The organism is Streptomyces sp. R33, from assembly GCF_041200175.1.
GTDB classification, from domain to species: domain Bacteria; phylum Actinomycetota; class Actinomycetes; order Streptomycetales; family Streptomycetaceae; genus Streptomyces; species Streptomyces katrae_B.
In genome coordinates, this window is record NZ_CP165727.1 from 8,444,772 (window position 1) to 8,459,488 (window position 14,717).

The following is a 14,717-nucleotide window of genomic DNA, read 5'->3' on the forward strand; positions in this document are numbered from 1 at the left end:
TCCCTCACGCGAACGAGAAAGAGGCCAACGTGCCCGCAACGAAGGACAGAACCAGCCGAAACCGGGCAGCCTCCCGGCCGTTCACCCTGTGGCGCGAGGTACTGACCGCCTACGCCGCCCCTGGGCTGATGGCCGGTACCGCCGGAGTCGTCACCGGGCAGCAGGACCTGGCCGTGGCCGCCTGCACCTCCATCGCCGGCACCTCCGCCGTGGTGGCGTTCCTGGTCGGCACCTGGCTGCGGCACGGCGGGCAGCCCCGACGGTGGACCACCACCACGCCGCGCGTCGCCCTGACCGCGGCACTCGTCATCACCGCCGTCGGCGCGGCGGCCCTGCTGGGATGGTTCACCGCCCAATGGCTACCCGCCCACACTCGGATCCCCGCCACCCCGTGGCTGGAGCGCCTGCGCATCGACCTGCCCGTATCCGCAGCCCTCGCCACCACCATCATCACCCTGCGCTGGCGCAGCACCACCACAGCATCCCCGATATAGCCCACCCCTGTTCACCGGGCCCACCCGTCCCACGAGCCCAAGCCCGACCGGGCCCACCCCGGCAGCACCCGCCGCCGGGAAGTCACCCAGGAATGAGCACACGATGATCGTTGTCATGGGAGCGACCGGAGCAACCGGGAACGCCCTGCTCCACAGCCTCCTCACACTCGGCACACCCGTCCGCGCACTCACCCGCACCCCGCACAGGCCGATCCCCGGCATGACCGGCGCACACCAACCGCCCGTCGAGGTCCAGTACGCCGACGCCACCGACCCCCACTCCCTGCGCACCGCCTTCAAGGGCGCCGGCCAGCTCTTCCTCGCCATGGCCAACAGCCCCGCACAGGTCGAACTCGAAACCCGCGTCATCGACATCGCCGCCCACGCGGGCATCGGACACATCGTCAAGATCTCCGCACCCGCCGCCGAACCCGACTCCCCGGTCGCCATCTCCCGCGGACACCACGCCGTCGAGGAACACCTGCGCGCCAGCGGCCTCACCCATACCCTCTTGCGCCCCTACGCGTTCATGCAAAACCTCCTGCGCCTGGCCCCCACCGTCGCCCAGGGCATCATCCTCGGCACGACGGGCGACGCGCCCTGCAACTACATCGACTGCCGCGACATCGGCGACGTCGCCGCCGCTGCCCTCACCAGGCCCGACATCGCCGGCGACACCTACGCCCTGACCGGACCCGAAGCCGTCGCCTACCCCGAACTCGCCTCACGACTGACCACCCTGACCGGCAACCAGATCCGCTACGTCAACCTCACCCCGGACGAACTGCGCGACAACCTCATCCACAACGCCCACATGCCCACCTGGCTCGCCGACCACGTGACGGAGATCCAGCAACTCGCCATCGCCCGACCCGAAACCCCCACCACCACTGTCACCGACATCCTCGGCCGCCAGCCCCGCACCGTCGACGCCTTCCTGCACGAACACCACGCCCACTTCCGCCGATGAGACGCCGCTCACGCCTGGCCACGAAACCGCGAACCGTCCCCCCCACACAAGGCAGGTGATCAGACATCGGCTCGGTGGTGGGCGAAGCGGGTGAATCTCCGCACGGCCGGGCGCACGTGGAGCCGATTCGCCGCTGGAGATCACACACGGTCACCATCCGGTTGGGATCAGCGGAGAACTGGTGACAGTTGAATACGAGAGCCCACCAGTATCGACCCCCTGTTCGTGGTCGATGTCCGTGACCGGACCAACGAGCCAGCCCCCAACCGAGCCACCGCCTGGCCGTGATCGTTCTCACCGATAGCCACGGTTCCATTGATCCCCGAGGGTCTGTCAATCGAACGGTGTATCGAGGGCGGTTGGGGTTACTGACGGACTGCGGAGAGCCGGCCGTCGAAGGTGATGTCGAAGGCGTTCAGAGCGGTCTTCCAGCGCATGGTCCAGCGGGCCTGCCCCTTGCCCGTGGGGTCCAGGGACATGATCGCCATATAAACGCACTCCAGAGCGTCGGGAAGTGCCCACGGGCCTTGACCGCCCGCCGGATCCTGGCGTTACGGACTCGATCGCGTTGGTCGTGCAGACGATGCGGCGGATCTCGGTGTCGAACCGCAGGAACGGGGTGAACTCCTCCCAGGCGTTCTCCCAGAGCCTGACGATCGCCGGGTACTTCTTGCCCCAGGCCTCGGCGAACTCGGCGAACCGCTCCAGGGCAGCCTCCTCTGTCGGGGCGGTGTATGGGAGTTCCTGTTCTTTCCCCGCACTCCAGCGGGCAAGGCGGCACCCCGGCAGCACACTGATCATCTACCCAGGGGCCGGGCACGGCGGCGTCTTCCAACACGTCGACGAGTTCGTCGACGCCGTGAGGTCGAGCGCGACGATGCGGCGGTCGCGGGCGAGCGCGTCGACAAATCGGGGATCCCACTCGTCGAGCGTGGCGCCCAGGTGAGTGAGCAGGACCAGCGGGACGCCGTTCTCGGGGCCGAGGTCGCGGTATACGAGCGTGTTCGAACCTACGACGATGCGGCGGTTGGGCGCCGTGGCCCACGTGGTCGGGCGGGGACGGACGTTGGACTCAGCCACGGTTGGTCACCACCTTCGAGTCGGTGGTGACCAGGACCTTGCCGCGTGTGCCGCCGGCGAGCGCCTCGTCGAGAGCCCGCGGGGTCTGGTCGAACGGGAGCACCCGGTCGATGATCGGGCGCAGCACCCCGTCGTCGACCAGCACGGCGACCTGGCGCAGCGCGGCGCTATCAGGTGTGATGAACAGGAAGCGGTAGGTGACCCCGAGCGCGCGTGCCCGGCGGCGAGTACGGGCACTCAGGGCCCGGATGGCGAGCCGGACGACGGGGTTGACGCCGACGCGCCGCGCGAAGGCCGGGTCGGGCGGGCCCGTGATGCCGATGACGGTGCCGCCGGGGCGCAGCACACCGAGGGAAGCCTGCAGCGTGGCTCCGCCCTGGGTGTCGAGGACGAGGTCGACGGGCGTGCCGGCGAGGCTCTGCGCGAGGTCGTCGTGGCGGTAGTCGATGACGATGTCGGCACCAAGCTCTCGGGCGGCTGCGATGTTCGCCGTCGAGACGGTGGTGGCGACGGTGCAGCCCAGGTGCTTGGCGAGCTGGATCGCGACCGATCCCACGCCACCGGTCCCGCCGTGGATGAGGACGGTCTGGCCCTTCTTCACCTTGCCCATCTCGACGAGGGCCTGCCAGGCCGTGAGCGCGACGACTGGAAGCCCCGCGGCCTCGACCAGGCTCACGGACTGGGGCACGGCTGCCATCGTGGCGGCGTCGACCGCGACGAACTCGGAGAAGGTGCCCGTGGCCGCCAAGTCGACATAGCCGTACACGTGGTCACCCACGGCGACGTCTCGTACCGCGGAGCCGGCCTCCACGACCTCGCCGGAGAGCTCACCGCCCATGACTTTGGGTAGCCGGAACGGGAAGATTGCCTTGAACTCGCCGGAGCGGAGCCGCTCGTCGGCATGGTTGACGCCCGACGCGACCATGCGCACGAGCACCTCATGGGGGGCGGGGACCGGTACGGGCATCTCGACCTCCCGCAAGGGGGAGCCGTACCTCTCGAGGACGAAGGCCTTCACGGAGCACTCCTAGCAAAGCGTTTCTGGGGGCGGGTATCTCGGCGGCGGGCGCATCCCGAATGGCCGCCGTACTTTTTGAAATAGTTTGTGTTGTTCTGGCTGTGGCGCGGGCGCGTTGCGTCCTCAGCCGCGTTCACTCGTCAGGCGACCGGCACGGCTGGGGCGATGACGCGGTCCTCGACGGCGCGGACGGCTACCAGTTCGGCGAGTCGGAGGGGGTGGGAAGGCGGCCGCGCCGGGGTGGAGGGGGGAGCGTCAGCCCGCGTTCGGCTGGGGTGCCGCGGACAGGCTCTGCTTGACGTACCGGCTGGTCTCGTCGGCGAGGATCTCGGACAGGCCGGTCTCGATGCCGGACAGGGCCTGGGCCGCGACGTCGGGGGCGGCGACCTTCTGATCGGCAGGCACGCCGGCGGCCATGTCGGTGTCCATGTACCCGACGTGCAGAGCCGAGACGGTGATCCCGCGCGGTGCCAGCTCCTCACGGGTCGCATCGCTCAGCGCCCAGGCGGCGGCCTTGGAGGCTGCGTAGGAGCCGAGGCCGGCCGGGTGGAACCAGGACAGGGCGGACAGGACGTTGAGTACGGCGCCGCCGCCGTTGCCCTCGATGACGGGGGCGAATGCGCGGGTCGCGGCGAGCGGCCCGAAGAAGTTGGTCTCCATCTCCCGGCGCACCTCAGTCACGTCGCCTCCGATCAGTGTCACGCCGGTGGAGATGCCCGCGTTGTTGATCAGCAGTGTCGCGTCGGACGCCGCGCGGGCGGCCTCCTGTACCGACGCCTCGTCCGTGACGTCCAGCCGCAGCGGGATGACGCCCGGCACGTCAACCGCCTCGGGGCGTCGGGCCGCGCCGTACACCTTCGCGCCACGCTCGACGAGCTGGGCTGCCAGGTGCCGCCCGAGCCCCCGGTTTGCGCCGGTGACGACCGCGACCGCGTTCTTGAGTTCCATGCCTGCTCCTGCTCCTGACGGGTGCCGACGGCAACCCACACAAATTAGATTACGCAATCAATCTAAACATGGAGTTACGATAGATGCCAGTCGACATCCAACGGGAGGTGGCCATGGGCCGCGTATCGCAGGCGCAGGCGCAGGAAAATCGCAGGCGGGTGGTGGACACCGCCTCCCGGTTGTTCCGGGAGCAGGGCACGCAGGTCAGCGTCGCCGACCTGATGAAGGCGGCCGGTCTGACCCACGGCGCCTTCTACAAGCAGTTCGCCTCCAAGGAGGCGCTCGTCGACGAGGCCACCGCCCACGCCTTCACCGAGCTCGCCCGGCGCTACACCGAGGGACTTGAGCGGTATGAAGGGCGGCGCGACGCCGCCCAGCAGGTGCTGATCGACACCTACCTCTCCGTCGAGCACCGTGACGGCCCGGCGGACGGCTGTCCGGTCGCCGCGCTCGCCTCCGACATTGCGCGCGAAGGCGGGGGACGTGAGGCCCGTCGCGTCTACACCGAGGGGGTGGCCGACTTCGCCGACTTCCTCGCCACTGACGACCAGGACGGCATCGTCCGCCTCTGCACCCTGTTCGGAGCGCTGGTCCTGTCCCGGGCCACCAACGGCTCCCCGCTCTCCGAGGAGATCCTCGCCGCCGCGCGCGCAGCCTTGACCGAAGCAGGCTGATCAAGGGCGCGGCGCGGGTGCACATCGACGGCACTGGGCGACGAGGCGTCCGTGGCCGGGCGGAGGCGGTGGGAGAAGGCCGCCGACGCCTGGCGCACCGGCCTCACCGTGCGCCGGACAGCTGGTCACGCAGGGCCGCTGGACGCAGCGTCCCGAAGAGTCGAGGGTGCGACCTCGCTGGTCGATTGGTCCCTCGAACTTGATCACCCGGGACGGGAACCGCCGGACGTGAAGGCGGCCTTCGTCTGACCCTGGACGCGCGACGGCCCCGACCAGAGGTGTCTGGTCGGGGCCATGTACGGGCCGGGCGCCGGGCCCGGATAAATCAGCCGGCGTCGGGGCGCTGCCCCACGAGCTGGGTGAGCAGCTCGATGATTTGGACCTCGTTCCGGTCGATCTTCTGGTCGAGGGCTTCGACTTTCTGGTCGAGGTTGCCGATCTGCAAGCTCACCGCTGCCAGGCCGGACTTGATGATCCCGAAGCCGTGGCCGGGCTTCTGCGTGACCTCCGGCATTGGCCGTCCTGGCTAGGTGGGGTCGAGGGGGTAGATGCCAGTGCCCTCGTACGCCTCGTGGGTCAGGGATAGGGCGGTGACGGGCTCACCGGTCTTGGCGGCCTGCCAGGCGATGGCCGCCGGGTGGGTGACCGTCCAGTCGCTGGCGGGCCAGGAGCTGGCGTCCAGCGCGTGGGCGGTCGTGAAGGGCACGCCTGCGGCGAATCGCAGCCGTGCGGTGTGAGCGCCGGCCCCGGGGGTAGCGCGTTCGGCAGCGAGGACGGACAGCGCCGGGATCAGGACGCGGCCGGTGCCCCGGGAGGATTCGATGTAGAAGCCGGTGAAGAAGGGGTCGGCCCGGTAGAGGGCGACCAGGGCGGTGTGGTCGAAGACGGCCGTCGGGCTCACGCGGCGGCGCCGTCCTGCTGGGTGCGGATCTTGTCCCAGGCGGACTGCCCGGCCTGCTGGAGGTCCTCGGTGTACCCACGGGCAGCGCGTGCGGGGGAACTCGGGCGCACATTCACATATACGGACGGACTCGTGGAGACCTCGGTCAGCGATACCGAAGGGCAGGTCGACGGGCTCGCCGCTGTGCTGGGGATGGGCCTCGCGACGACCGGCGCCCTGGACGGCGCAGCCGACCGGCTGCTGAGCGACCTGCTTCCGGACGTCGACGACAACCCGGACGACGTCACCCTCCTGCTCGTGCGCATCCCGGAGGTTCCGGGCACTTCGCGGACCGTGGTCCTGGGCGCCGATGCAAGCAGGGCACACGTCGCCCCTGCGGGCTTGATCCGTCGTAACTCACGTAATAGTCCGAGGTGTATGCCTCGAACGTGAGCGGACCGGTGACGCTGGCGGAGGAAACGTCTTGCCTGCGAACGTCGTGAGGTCGTTCCTGCGTTCGGTTGCTCGGGCTCGGCTCTCAACGTGTTCTTCCTTGGCCTGCAAATCGGGCTTCGCTCGGTCGAGGATGACAGCGCGTTGACCCGCAACCAACAGAGTGACGTACGAGGGAGAGGGCATGTCGGCCGTGCACTCCAGCTGGCCACAGTCAAGTCTGGAGACGACCACCTCGACGAGCCCGTAGGGAAGAGCAGCCATGGACTACACCAAGCTTGCGTCTCCGTTGGCAGCGGCGTACGAGCGTTACCAGCAGGAGGGCGGCAGGCGCGAGCCCCTGCGGCGGCAGGCCCGGATGCTCGGCCTCGTCTCCGTACGGGAGCGAGCCAAGCCCCTGCGCGTCGTCGTCACCCTCGAATGCGACCCGGACACCCTCCTCAATGGCGATCTCGGCAGCGGCATCGTGCTCAACGAGGGCGGCAAGAAGGTACGGACCGCCATCGTCGATATCGACGCCCTCGAACGGCTCAGCGAGCACCCCGGCATCAAGCGCATCGTGCCCGCCAACCGGCTGCGCCCTTACTTGAACCTCGCCCAGCAGAAGGTCGGCGTGTCCCAGTTCCGGACGAGCTCCGAACTGACTGGCAAAGGCGTCATCGTCGGTATCGTCGATACCGGCATCGACCCGCAGCACCCGGCCTTCACCGGGCGCATCGAACGGATCTGGGACCAGACCGTGCGCAGCGGCTCCGGAGTGCCGGAGGGCCGATACGGAGCGGAGTTCGCCAACGCCGGGATGGCCATGGCCGCCCTGTCCCGCGACACCGAGGGCCACGGAACCCACGTTGCCGGCATCGCCGCCGGTGCGGAAGGCATCGCCCCCGAGGCGCGCCTGGTGATCGTCAAGACGGATTTCGACGACGCCCACATCGTCGACGGAATCCAGTACGTCTTCCGCGTCGCCCGAGACCTGGACATGCCAGCGGTCGTCAACCTCAGCCTCGGCGGTCATTCCGACGCGCACGATGGCACCGACACGATGTCCCAGTCCATCGAGGAGGAGTGCGGACCCGGCCGCATCGTGGTCTGCGCCGCCGGCAACGAGGGCGATGACGACCTCCACGCCCGGATCACCGTCCCGCAGGGCGCCACCCGCCAGGTCCCCTGTCATCCCGGCGTCTTCGAAGGCCAACCGGACGTGTTCCTGCTCAACGGCTGGTATGCGGGCAGCGACCGGCTCGAGATCGCCATGGCCTCCCCAACCGGCGCCACGACCCCCTTCCAGCCGGTACGGGAAGCGGACCGGCCGAGCCAGGTCTTCGACCTCCCGGGGGGCAAGGTCCAGATCACCACGCCGGGCCCCAACACTGCCAACCGCGACATCAACTTCCTCGTCCAAGTCGAGCCGGAGATCACTCACGGTCCCGCCAACGCCGGCCCCGGCAAGTGGCGGCTGCTGCTCCGCGGCGCGAACGTCACCAGCGGCAAGGTCGACGTCTGGATGCTCGGCCGCGCTGATGCCAGGCCGCAGCCGCAGTTCAGCGGACCCGCCGTGCACGACGCCCTCAAGGTCGGTTCGCCCGGCGCCGCCACGTCGGCGATCACCGTGGCCGCCTTCACCACCCGTACCGAGTGGAAGGACATCGACGGCATCGACCGGGAGGCGCCATGGTTGGAACTCGGCGACATTGCGAGCTTCAGCAGCGAGGGACCGCGCCGGGACGGGGCGCAGAAGCCCGACATCACTGCCCCCGGCGCCATGATCGTCTCAGCGCTGTCCCGCGACGCCCTTGACATGGAGCCGGCCTTCGTGACGGACGATCAGCACGTGGCGCTCCAGGGAACCAGCATGGCCTCCCCCTTCGTCGCGGGGCTCGCGGCCCTCATCCTGGAGCGGGATCCCGGCTGTGACCCGCGGAAGCTGCTGGAACTCCTCCGGGAGAACGCGGCCGTCCCTGGCGCCGCCCCGGGCAGCTTCGACCCCAAGTGGGGGCACGGCCTCATCGACGCCACCAACCTCTGAGAATCGGCCCGTGGACTACCGGAAACTCGACGCCTCGCTCGCCATGGCCGTCGACGCCCAGGACCGCGCCCCCCAGGACAGGGACATGCTGGTGCTCGTGCGTCTCACCCAACCGCCCTCATCAGCCCAGCTCGAACAGCTGAGCAGCAGGGGCGTCGACAGCCCGGCGGTGCCCGGCCGCACCGTGCTGACGGGCATGCTCTCCCGCGAAGACGTCGAGACCCTTTGCGACCAGCCCTGGGTCCTCTCCCTGGCCCTGTCTGCCACCCGCAGCCCGACATAAGCACACCATCCATGCCTGAGAAAGAAGTAACCCCGCACCGCAATGGACCAGGTCTTGTTGGCGCGCCGGGAGCTCCCCGTGCCACCAGCGGGAGGCTCCAGCGGCTCCATCCCGGTCGGCCCGATACCGAGGGGGCCGGGCGCGGCACCCCGTCGCTGCCGCGACTCAGCCCCTGAGTGCCCGGTGCTTGCCTCGGGCGGGCTTGGAGGCACCGAGACCGACGAGGAGCTTCTCGGCGGCCTCGACATCGCCGAAGGCAAGGTCGAGATCCGCTTCCGGTTGAGGCCGATGACGTAACCCGTCGGGTTCGGTGAAGTAGAAGAGCCAGTCGCCGGAGTACGGGAACGGAAGCGGCGGAAGGCGCGGCGAGGTGTCAGCCGGGCAGACGGCCATGACGTGCGGGCCCCGGGGCGGACCGACAGACTGAGCGCATGCCCGTGAAGGCGCGGCGGTCGCCGTAGGTCCCTCCCAAGAGGTCGTTCCTGGACAAGGCGGCGTACGTCGCAGCGCCCGGGACCGTCGTCCTCGGGCCGCTCTACTACTTCGGCAACCAGTACAACGAGGCCTACTACCGCGCGTTCGGCGTCCCGCTCAGCGACCTGCCCATCTCCATTCAGGCCGTCCTGGCGCGCAGCCCGCAGGCCCTCTTCTTCCCGGTCTGGATGCTGCTCGTCTGCGGGCTCGCCGTCTTGCTCGTACTCGGCCGGCTCGGGCACGCCCTGGCCCGAACGGAGAACGAGGGGCGGCGCCGCACGGCATACCGCGCGCTGCTGGCGGTGGGCCTGCTCCTGGGGGTGGTCGGGGGCTACCCCGTGTTTTTCCGTGAAGACCTGCTCGCTTTCCTCCCCGCGGGCTGGCCGCGCGGGCTGCTGCCCACCCTCGTGGTGGCCCTGGGAGCCAGCCTGGCCTTCTTCGCCATCCAGGTGCGCCTCGGGCAGCACCTCCCCGGGCAGCGGAACCGCCCCGGCCACGAGCCACAGCCGGTCGGCGTCGCCTTGCGGCTCTGACTCGGCTTCCGTGATGATGACACTCCGTCACAGCTGCCGGACGAGCAGGGAGCATGGAGCCGACGGTGGCGGCTGCCGTGATCGGCTGTGGGGCATGTGCAGAGATGGGGAGGGCGTGTGGAGAGGTTCACGGTCGAGCCGCTTCGGGTGGTCGACTTCGAGGAGCACGTGCGGCGCCGCCCAGCGATGTGGCGATCACGTCCCTGGACCCCACCGACAAGGGACAGACCTGCTGGACCATGCGATGGAAGACCGCTCTGAACGTGTTGGCGCCCTCGGTGGGGCCGTTGCTGTAGGGAAGTGTGCGCGCGGCGTTCACGGCGTCGCGGTCCGTTCCAGACCTCGGGTGAAGGCGTGCAGATGGGGCAGATCGGTTGCGCGGACCTGGCCCATCCAGCGCGAGAGCCCGTCGGCATTTCCTTCGCGGGGCGTAAGGAGCTGGGCGAAGTCCGCGATATGGGCGGCCAGTTGGCGTCATTTCGGAGCAGGCGGCGGTGAGTCGTGCCAGAAGATTGCGATGCTCGGGCTTGAGGTTGTCGTGCCTGGTGAGGATCATCCGGGCGAGTCGGCGCGGGGAGATGTGGCTGCGGTCGGCGTCCGCGCGGCCTTGGTTGATGTGCTTGTGCAGGAGGTTGAGGCAGCCGGTGAAGCCGAGGTCCTTGATCTCTTCGAAGGAGGTGTTTGACGAGAACGGCGGGGTCCGCGTTTGCTGACATCCTGACCAGGGGCTCGGCCTCGGATCCTTGGGCCAGGCGGATCGGACGAGTCATGGCGGGGAAGGCGGAACCGGTCGCTGGAGGTGCAGCTCAAGGTCGCTGGCCAGGCCGAACACGGGCTGGTCGGTCTGGGTCGAGGGCAAAACGGCAGGTAGCGGGAACGATCACCTGAGCATCATGTCAAGCCTCGAAAGGAGCATCGGTACCCCGAGCATCCCAGTGACACAATGAAGATCAACGATGCCCGCCGGCATGCTCATCTTGAGCGGCAAGCACATGTTCATCTTGAACGGCACTCAGTACGGAGGCGGCCTGGGGGCCTCGAAGCCTTCGTCAGGGGCGGCCCCCGCAAAGACGTGGCGCTGCTGACCCCGTCCCTCGAAGGGCGATCGCACCCTGCCCGGGCATGTCCGTAGATTCGCCGGATATGCACTATATGTAACCAAAGGTGACGTACAGTGGGGAGGCGCGCGCCGACCCTGTCCGATGTCTGTGGGAGTGCCATGTCCGCCACGTCCATGCTGCTGATCAAAGGAACCTTCCGGGCGGCGTTCTCCGCACCGGATGGTGACACCATCCTCTTCCTCCCGGACAACGTGGCGGACTGGAAGCTCGTGCCCGGGGTTAACAGGGTCTTGCCGAAGGGTGACGGCCGCGCCCCGATCCGGCTGGAAGCCATCGACGCGCTGGAGACCCACTACGGGGACAAGGATTCCCCCTCAGGCGTGCAGCACCAGCCGCTGAACTTGGCGCATCAGGCACGTGACGAGCTACTGGCCTCGCTCGGCTTCACCAACGTTGTCCGCGACGGCGAATTCGTCAAGAGCACCACCCCGGACGCCGTGCCCGGCTTCATCCTCACCCGCGGCGCGGACATCTTCGGCCGGTGCGTGGCCCTGGTCAGCAGGACTTTCCCCCCGGTCTTCAACGGCTACGAAACCGAAGTCGACGAGGACCTGTTGAAGAAGACCGCGAACTACCACATGATCGACCTCGGTCTGGCCTACCCGACCTACTACGCCGCCTTCCCGGACCACCTGCGCGCCTCCCTGACCGTCGCCGCCAGGGAGGCTAGGAACGCGAGGAAGGGCGTATGGGCCAAGGATGCGACCACCGAGGGGGCGAAGGTCATCGGGATGGACTCGCTCACGGCCGAGACCGGGGCCGTGATCCTCCCGAAGCTGTTCCGTCGGCTGAAGGACTACCTGGACCTCAACCCGGCGGATCCCTCCCTGGCCTGTTTCCCTGCTTTCCTCGCCGGAAACTCGGACAAGTTCTACATCCAGGGAAATCCGAAGCAGTTGACCGGCCTGCACAACATTGTCGAGATCACCAACGGCCAGACCGTGAAGATGACCCGCCAGGCCGAGGAAATCACCTTCGACGAGAAGTGAGCGGGAGCCGACCGAACATGACCTGGTCGCGCACTCGGAAGCGGTATAGCGTCACGCGGTCCGAGAGGCGGGTGCCGGGCCCGGGGCTTGCCCGTAGCCGGGACCGGACTCCGAGCCGTCCACGACCACTTCGGCGGCCGGGGACGGGGCAGGCAATTACGAGCTGGCCCAGTCCATCCCGAGTCCGGCGAGGGCTTCGAGCTGCGCCCGGTCGAGCTGGTCGCGCCGCTGGCACTGGTTGGCCAGCCATACCCCAGTGCTCCGCGAAGACATCGTCGCGCTGGGCGGTGTCTTTCTAGCCGACCCGGCCCATGCTGCGTCGGATGCCATGCCGACGGCATACCTGGGCGAAGGCAGCCGCGCTCTATTTGGGCGCCCCTGTCGGTGTGGAACACTCATCGTCGGCTTCATGATGTTCATCACGACCTTCAAGTCCCTCGCCTTCGACCGCAGACTCGCGCTCGCCGGCTATCCCCGTACCTTTCTGCTCCTGAGCAAGGTCATTGCCATGACCGTCGCCTCCGCCCTCATCGCGTGCTACGCCACGGCCGTCATCTGCTGGTACTGGGATCCCGTCAGGCCAGGGCTCCTCGCGCTCGGTCTGTTCACCGCCGCAGTCGCCTACGGCGGTATCGGCGTCCTCCTCGGCGCCTTTCTGCGCAACAAGCTGGCGGCGCTGTTCGTCATCATCATGACGAGTCTGCTCGACACCATGCTGCAGAACCCCACGAGCAACGCAGCAGCCGGCAAGGACGGGCTCCAACTGCTCCCCGGATACGGTCCGACACAGGTCAGCGTTGGCGCAGGCTTCACCTCCGCGGACACCCCGTACGGACACCTCCTGCTCGGCCCACTGTGGTTCCTCCTCATGTGGGCACTGGGAACCGCCGCGTTCTTCGCCTGTACCCGCAATCATCTGCGAGTGCCCCGGAGCACACAGCCGACAGGGAGACTGACGTGAGCCGCCACGAGATGCGCTTCGCCGGACGCTGGAGGGCATCTCTCCCGCCCGCCACCATGTACGCGAAGCTTGCCGACATCGAGCACTACCCCTCATGGTGGCCGGCCGTCCGTTCCGTGAAGCAGACCGGCGAACAGGAGTGCGAGGTCGTCATCAGGTCGATGCTGCCCTACGAGCTGACGGTACGACTGCGACCGCTCGCGCAAGATCCCCTCGAACGTGTCTTGGAGGCGGCACTCGAAGGGGACATCACGGGCAACGTGCGATGGCACGTGCGAGACGACGGTGGGCACGGCTGTGTGGCCTTCTGCAATGAGTACGTCAGCGTCAGGAAGGCCGCGTTGCGACGCTTGATGCCACTGGCACGGCCGTTCTTCCACCTCAATCACGCCGTGGCCATGCGATCGGGACAGCACGGCGTGGTGGCCGGTGTTAAGCCCTAGGCGGTTTGGTTTGGATCAAGGTGGGGGTGAGTGATGGCGGTGGTTCTCGGGTGGCACCCTGGAGCGATGGGATCTGGAACCGACGTCACCGAGAACGACCTGCGGCATCTGCTCAATGAGTGGGATCCGATCGGCGTCGGTGACGACGTGCAGGACGAGTACGACTGCATGCCCGCCCCTTTGCTCCAGCGCCTCCGTGGTGGCGCCGACCAGGCGGAGATCGGGGAGTTCCTGCGGCACGAGCTGGAGGATCACTTCGGTCTCGACCCACTGGGCCTGAGGCCAGACGCGATGGCCGGCCGATTGATCGCCTGGTGGACATCTGTCGGCAGGGCCGATGGCGCCGGCTGCATGTAGCCGCTTCTTCCAGATCGTCCGATCGTTTTTCCGGGTGTGCCGTTGACTGACGCGCAGTGGGCGCGGATCGAGCGGTTGCTTCCGGACCGGACGCCGAAGCGGGGTGGCCGGTGGCGGGACTACCGAGAGGTGATCGACGCCATCGCCTGGAAGTTTCAGACCGGGGCACAGTGGGTGCGGCTGCCGGAGAAGTACGGCAACTGCGGGGTGTCTACAACCGGCTGCGGCGCCATCGGCCGATCCCGCGGCGGGCTGACCACGAAGATCCATCTCGCGGCCGACGGCAACTGCCGGCCCCTGGCCTTCCACCTCACCGCCGGACAGGCCGGTGACGCGCCTGCCTTCGCTGACGTGATGGCCCGCCTGCGAGTTCCGCGAAGGCGTGGACGATCTCGGACCCGGCCAGTGGCCGTGTTGGCCGACAAGGCGTATTCGTCACGGGCCATCCGTGAACACCTTCGGCGGCGCGGCATCCGGGCGGTCATCCCCGTTCCAGCCGATCAACGCGGCCACCGTCTGCGACGCGGCAGCAGGGGTGGCAGACCGCCCGCCTTCGACCGTGAGGCATACAAGCAGCGCAACACCGTCGAACGTTGCATCAACCGCTTGAAACAGTGGCGCGGGATCGCCACCCGCTATGAGAAGACAGCGGCCATCTACCTGGCTGGACTGCACGTCGCGGGCATCTTCCTCTGGTCGGCGAGATGATCCGGAGGGGGCGCCCAGCGGCGAGGCGCGGTCGCAGTGTCCTGCTCAGTCATCGAACCGCACGACGAGGCGCACGTTGCCGTCCCCCATGCTGTGCTGCGAGTTCCTTCATGGCTTTCCACACAGGTTGCCACTCGCCGGTTTCGGAGACGGCATCTCTGCGGCGGATGATGACTGATCTGTAGAGCGTGTCCCGAACGAGCCACTCACTTCCTTCGGGCCACTCCCGTACCTCGCCCGCTCTGAGACCGACAGCTTCGGCAAGGTCATGAACCTCGAGCGGTTCGACCTCGACCGACCGGCTC

Annotated in this window: 17 protein-coding genes and 4 pseudogenes; 13 read left to right on the forward strand and 8 right to left on the reverse strand. The window is 68.3% G+C overall.

Annotated features, from left to right (window positions below; genetic code table 11):
* Positions 1-29: 29 nt before the first annotated feature.
* Both AB5J51_RS38950 and AB5J51_RS38955 read left to right on the forward strand, forming a co-directional pair.
* Positions 30-494 (forward strand): hypothetical protein, encoded by a 465-nt coding sequence (locus AB5J51_RS38950; protein ID WP_369779977.1) that lies wholly within the window; start codon positions 30-32, stop codon positions 492-494.
* Positions 495-597: 103 nt separating this feature from the next.
* Positions 598-1,464 carry an NmrA family NAD(P)-binding protein gene (locus AB5J51_RS38955; protein WP_369779978.1) on the forward strand — a complete coding sequence of 289 codons (867 nt, stop codon included), beginning with the start codon at positions 598-600 and terminating at the stop codon, positions 1,462-1,464.
* A 365-nt stretch (positions 1,465-1,829) separates the two neighbouring features.
* Here the strand turns inward: AB5J51_RS38955 and AB5J51_RS38960 are convergent.
* The 4 genes and pseudogenes from AB5J51_RS38960 to AB5J51_RS38975 form a co-directional block, all read right to left on the reverse strand.
* Positions 1,830-2,229 (reverse strand): annotated as a pseudogene (locus AB5J51_RS38960) (transposase); the annotation flags it as partial.
* Between the two features lie 36 nt (positions 2,230-2,265).
* A complete protein-coding gene (locus AB5J51_RS38965) occupies positions 2,266-2,544 on the reverse strand; it encodes a hypothetical protein (RefSeq protein WP_369779979.1) in 279 nt (92 codons plus the stop codon).
* The gene (locus tag AB5J51_RS38970) at positions 2,537-3,562 is read right to left on the reverse strand and encodes an NADP-dependent oxidoreductase (protein WP_369779980.1); all 1,026 of its coding nucleotides are present in this window, start codon (positions 3,560-3,562) and stop codon (positions 2,537-2,539) included. Before AB5J51_RS38970 ends, AB5J51_RS38965 begins: the two co-directional genes overlap by 8 nt.
* A 255-nt stretch (positions 3,563-3,817) precedes the next feature.
* Positions 3,818-4,510, reverse strand: a complete 693-nt coding sequence (locus AB5J51_RS38975) for an SDR family oxidoreductase (protein WP_369779981.1) — start codon at positions 4,508-4,510, stop codon at positions 3,818-3,820.
* A gap of 113 nt (positions 4,511-4,623) precedes the next feature.
* Here AB5J51_RS38975 and AB5J51_RS38980 point away from each other — a divergent pair, with 113 nt between their 5' ends.
* A complete protein-coding gene (locus AB5J51_RS38980; protein WP_369780398.1) occupies positions 4,624-5,184 on the forward strand; it encodes a TetR/AcrR family transcriptional regulator in 561 nt (186 codons plus the stop codon).
* A 325-nt stretch (positions 5,185-5,509) separates the two neighbouring features.
* Here AB5J51_RS38980 and AB5J51_RS38985 read toward each other — a convergent pair whose 3' ends face one another.
* A complete protein-coding gene (locus AB5J51_RS38985; protein ID WP_369779982.1) occupies positions 5,510-5,698 on the reverse strand; it encodes a hypothetical protein in 189 nt (62 codons plus the stop codon).
* 12 nt (positions 5,699-5,710) lie between these two features.
* Positions 5,711-6,085 carry a hypothetical protein gene (locus tag AB5J51_RS38990; RefSeq protein ID WP_369779983.1) on the reverse strand — a complete coding sequence of 125 codons (375 nt, stop codon included), beginning with the start codon at positions 6,083-6,085 and terminating at the stop codon, positions 5,711-5,713.
* A gap of 69 nt (positions 6,086-6,154) precedes the next feature.
* Here AB5J51_RS38990 and AB5J51_RS38995 point away from each other — a divergent pair, with 69 nt between their 5' ends.
* From AB5J51_RS38995 to AB5J51_RS39005, 3 genes are all read left to right on the forward strand, one after another.
* A complete protein-coding gene (locus tag AB5J51_RS38995; protein ID WP_369779984.1) occupies positions 6,155-6,517 on the forward strand; it encodes a SpoIIE family protein phosphatase in 363 nt (120 codons plus the stop codon).
* Between the two features lie 262 nt (positions 6,518-6,779).
* The gene (locus AB5J51_RS39000) at positions 6,780-8,543 is read left to right on the forward strand and encodes a S8 family peptidase (RefSeq protein WP_369779985.1); all 1,764 of its coding nucleotides are present in this window, start codon (positions 6,780-6,782) and stop codon (positions 8,541-8,543) included.
* Between the two features lie 10 nt (positions 8,544-8,553).
* Complete coding sequence (locus tag AB5J51_RS39005) at positions 8,554-8,826, forward strand: hypothetical protein (RefSeq protein WP_369779986.1); 273 nt, start codon at positions 8,554-8,556, stop codon at positions 8,824-8,826.
* Between the two features lie 165 nt (positions 8,827-8,991).
* Here the strand turns inward: AB5J51_RS39005 and AB5J51_RS39010 are convergent, their stop codons facing one another.
* A complete protein-coding gene (locus AB5J51_RS39010) occupies positions 8,992-9,219 on the reverse strand; it encodes a hypothetical protein (protein ID WP_369779987.1) in 228 nt (75 codons plus the stop codon).
* Positions 9,220-9,488: 269 nt separating this feature from the next.
* Here AB5J51_RS39010 and AB5J51_RS39015 point away from each other — a divergent pair, with 269 nt between their 5' ends.
* A complete protein-coding gene (locus AB5J51_RS39015) occupies positions 9,489-9,833 on the forward strand; it encodes a hypothetical protein (protein WP_369779988.1) in 345 nt (114 codons plus the stop codon).
* 262 nt (positions 9,834-10,095) lie between these two features.
* Here AB5J51_RS39015 and AB5J51_RS39020 read toward each other — a convergent pair.
* Positions 10,096-10,534 (reverse strand): annotated as a pseudogene (locus tag AB5J51_RS39020) (transposase); the annotation flags it as partial.
* Between the two features lie 518 nt (positions 10,535-11,052).
* Here AB5J51_RS39020 and AB5J51_RS39025 point away from each other — a divergent pair.
* The 6 genes and pseudogenes from AB5J51_RS39025 to AB5J51_RS39050 form a co-directional block, all read left to right on the forward strand.
* Positions 11,053-11,943, forward strand: a complete 891-nt coding sequence (locus AB5J51_RS39025; protein ID WP_369779989.1) for a thermonuclease family protein — start codon at positions 11,053-11,055, stop codon at positions 11,941-11,943.
* A gap of 409 nt (positions 11,944-12,352) precedes the next feature.
* Positions 12,353-12,904: a hypothetical protein gene (locus AB5J51_RS39030; protein ID WP_369779990.1), complete on the forward strand. Its 552-nt coding sequence runs from the start codon at positions 12,353-12,355 to the stop codon at positions 12,902-12,904.
* Positions 12,901-13,347 (forward strand): SRPBCC family protein, encoded by a 447-nt coding sequence (locus AB5J51_RS39035; RefSeq protein ID WP_369779991.1) that lies wholly within the window; start codon positions 12,901-12,903, stop codon positions 13,345-13,347. The genes AB5J51_RS39030 and AB5J51_RS39035 overlap by 4 nt, the downstream gene beginning before the upstream one ends.
* Before the next feature lie 66 nt (positions 13,348-13,413).
* Positions 13,414-13,704 carry a hypothetical protein gene (locus AB5J51_RS39040; protein ID WP_369779992.1) on the forward strand — a complete coding sequence of 97 codons (291 nt, stop codon included), beginning with the start codon at positions 13,414-13,416 and terminating at the stop codon, positions 13,702-13,704.
* Between the two features lie 36 nt (positions 13,705-13,740).
* Positions 13,741-13,893, forward strand: a pseudogene (locus AB5J51_RS39045) (transposase); the annotation flags it as partial.
* A gap of 42 nt (positions 13,894-13,935) precedes the next feature.
* Positions 13,936-14,412 (forward strand): annotated as a pseudogene (locus AB5J51_RS39050) (IS5 family transposase); the annotation flags it as partial.
* Positions 14,413-14,717: the final 305 nt, after the last annotated feature.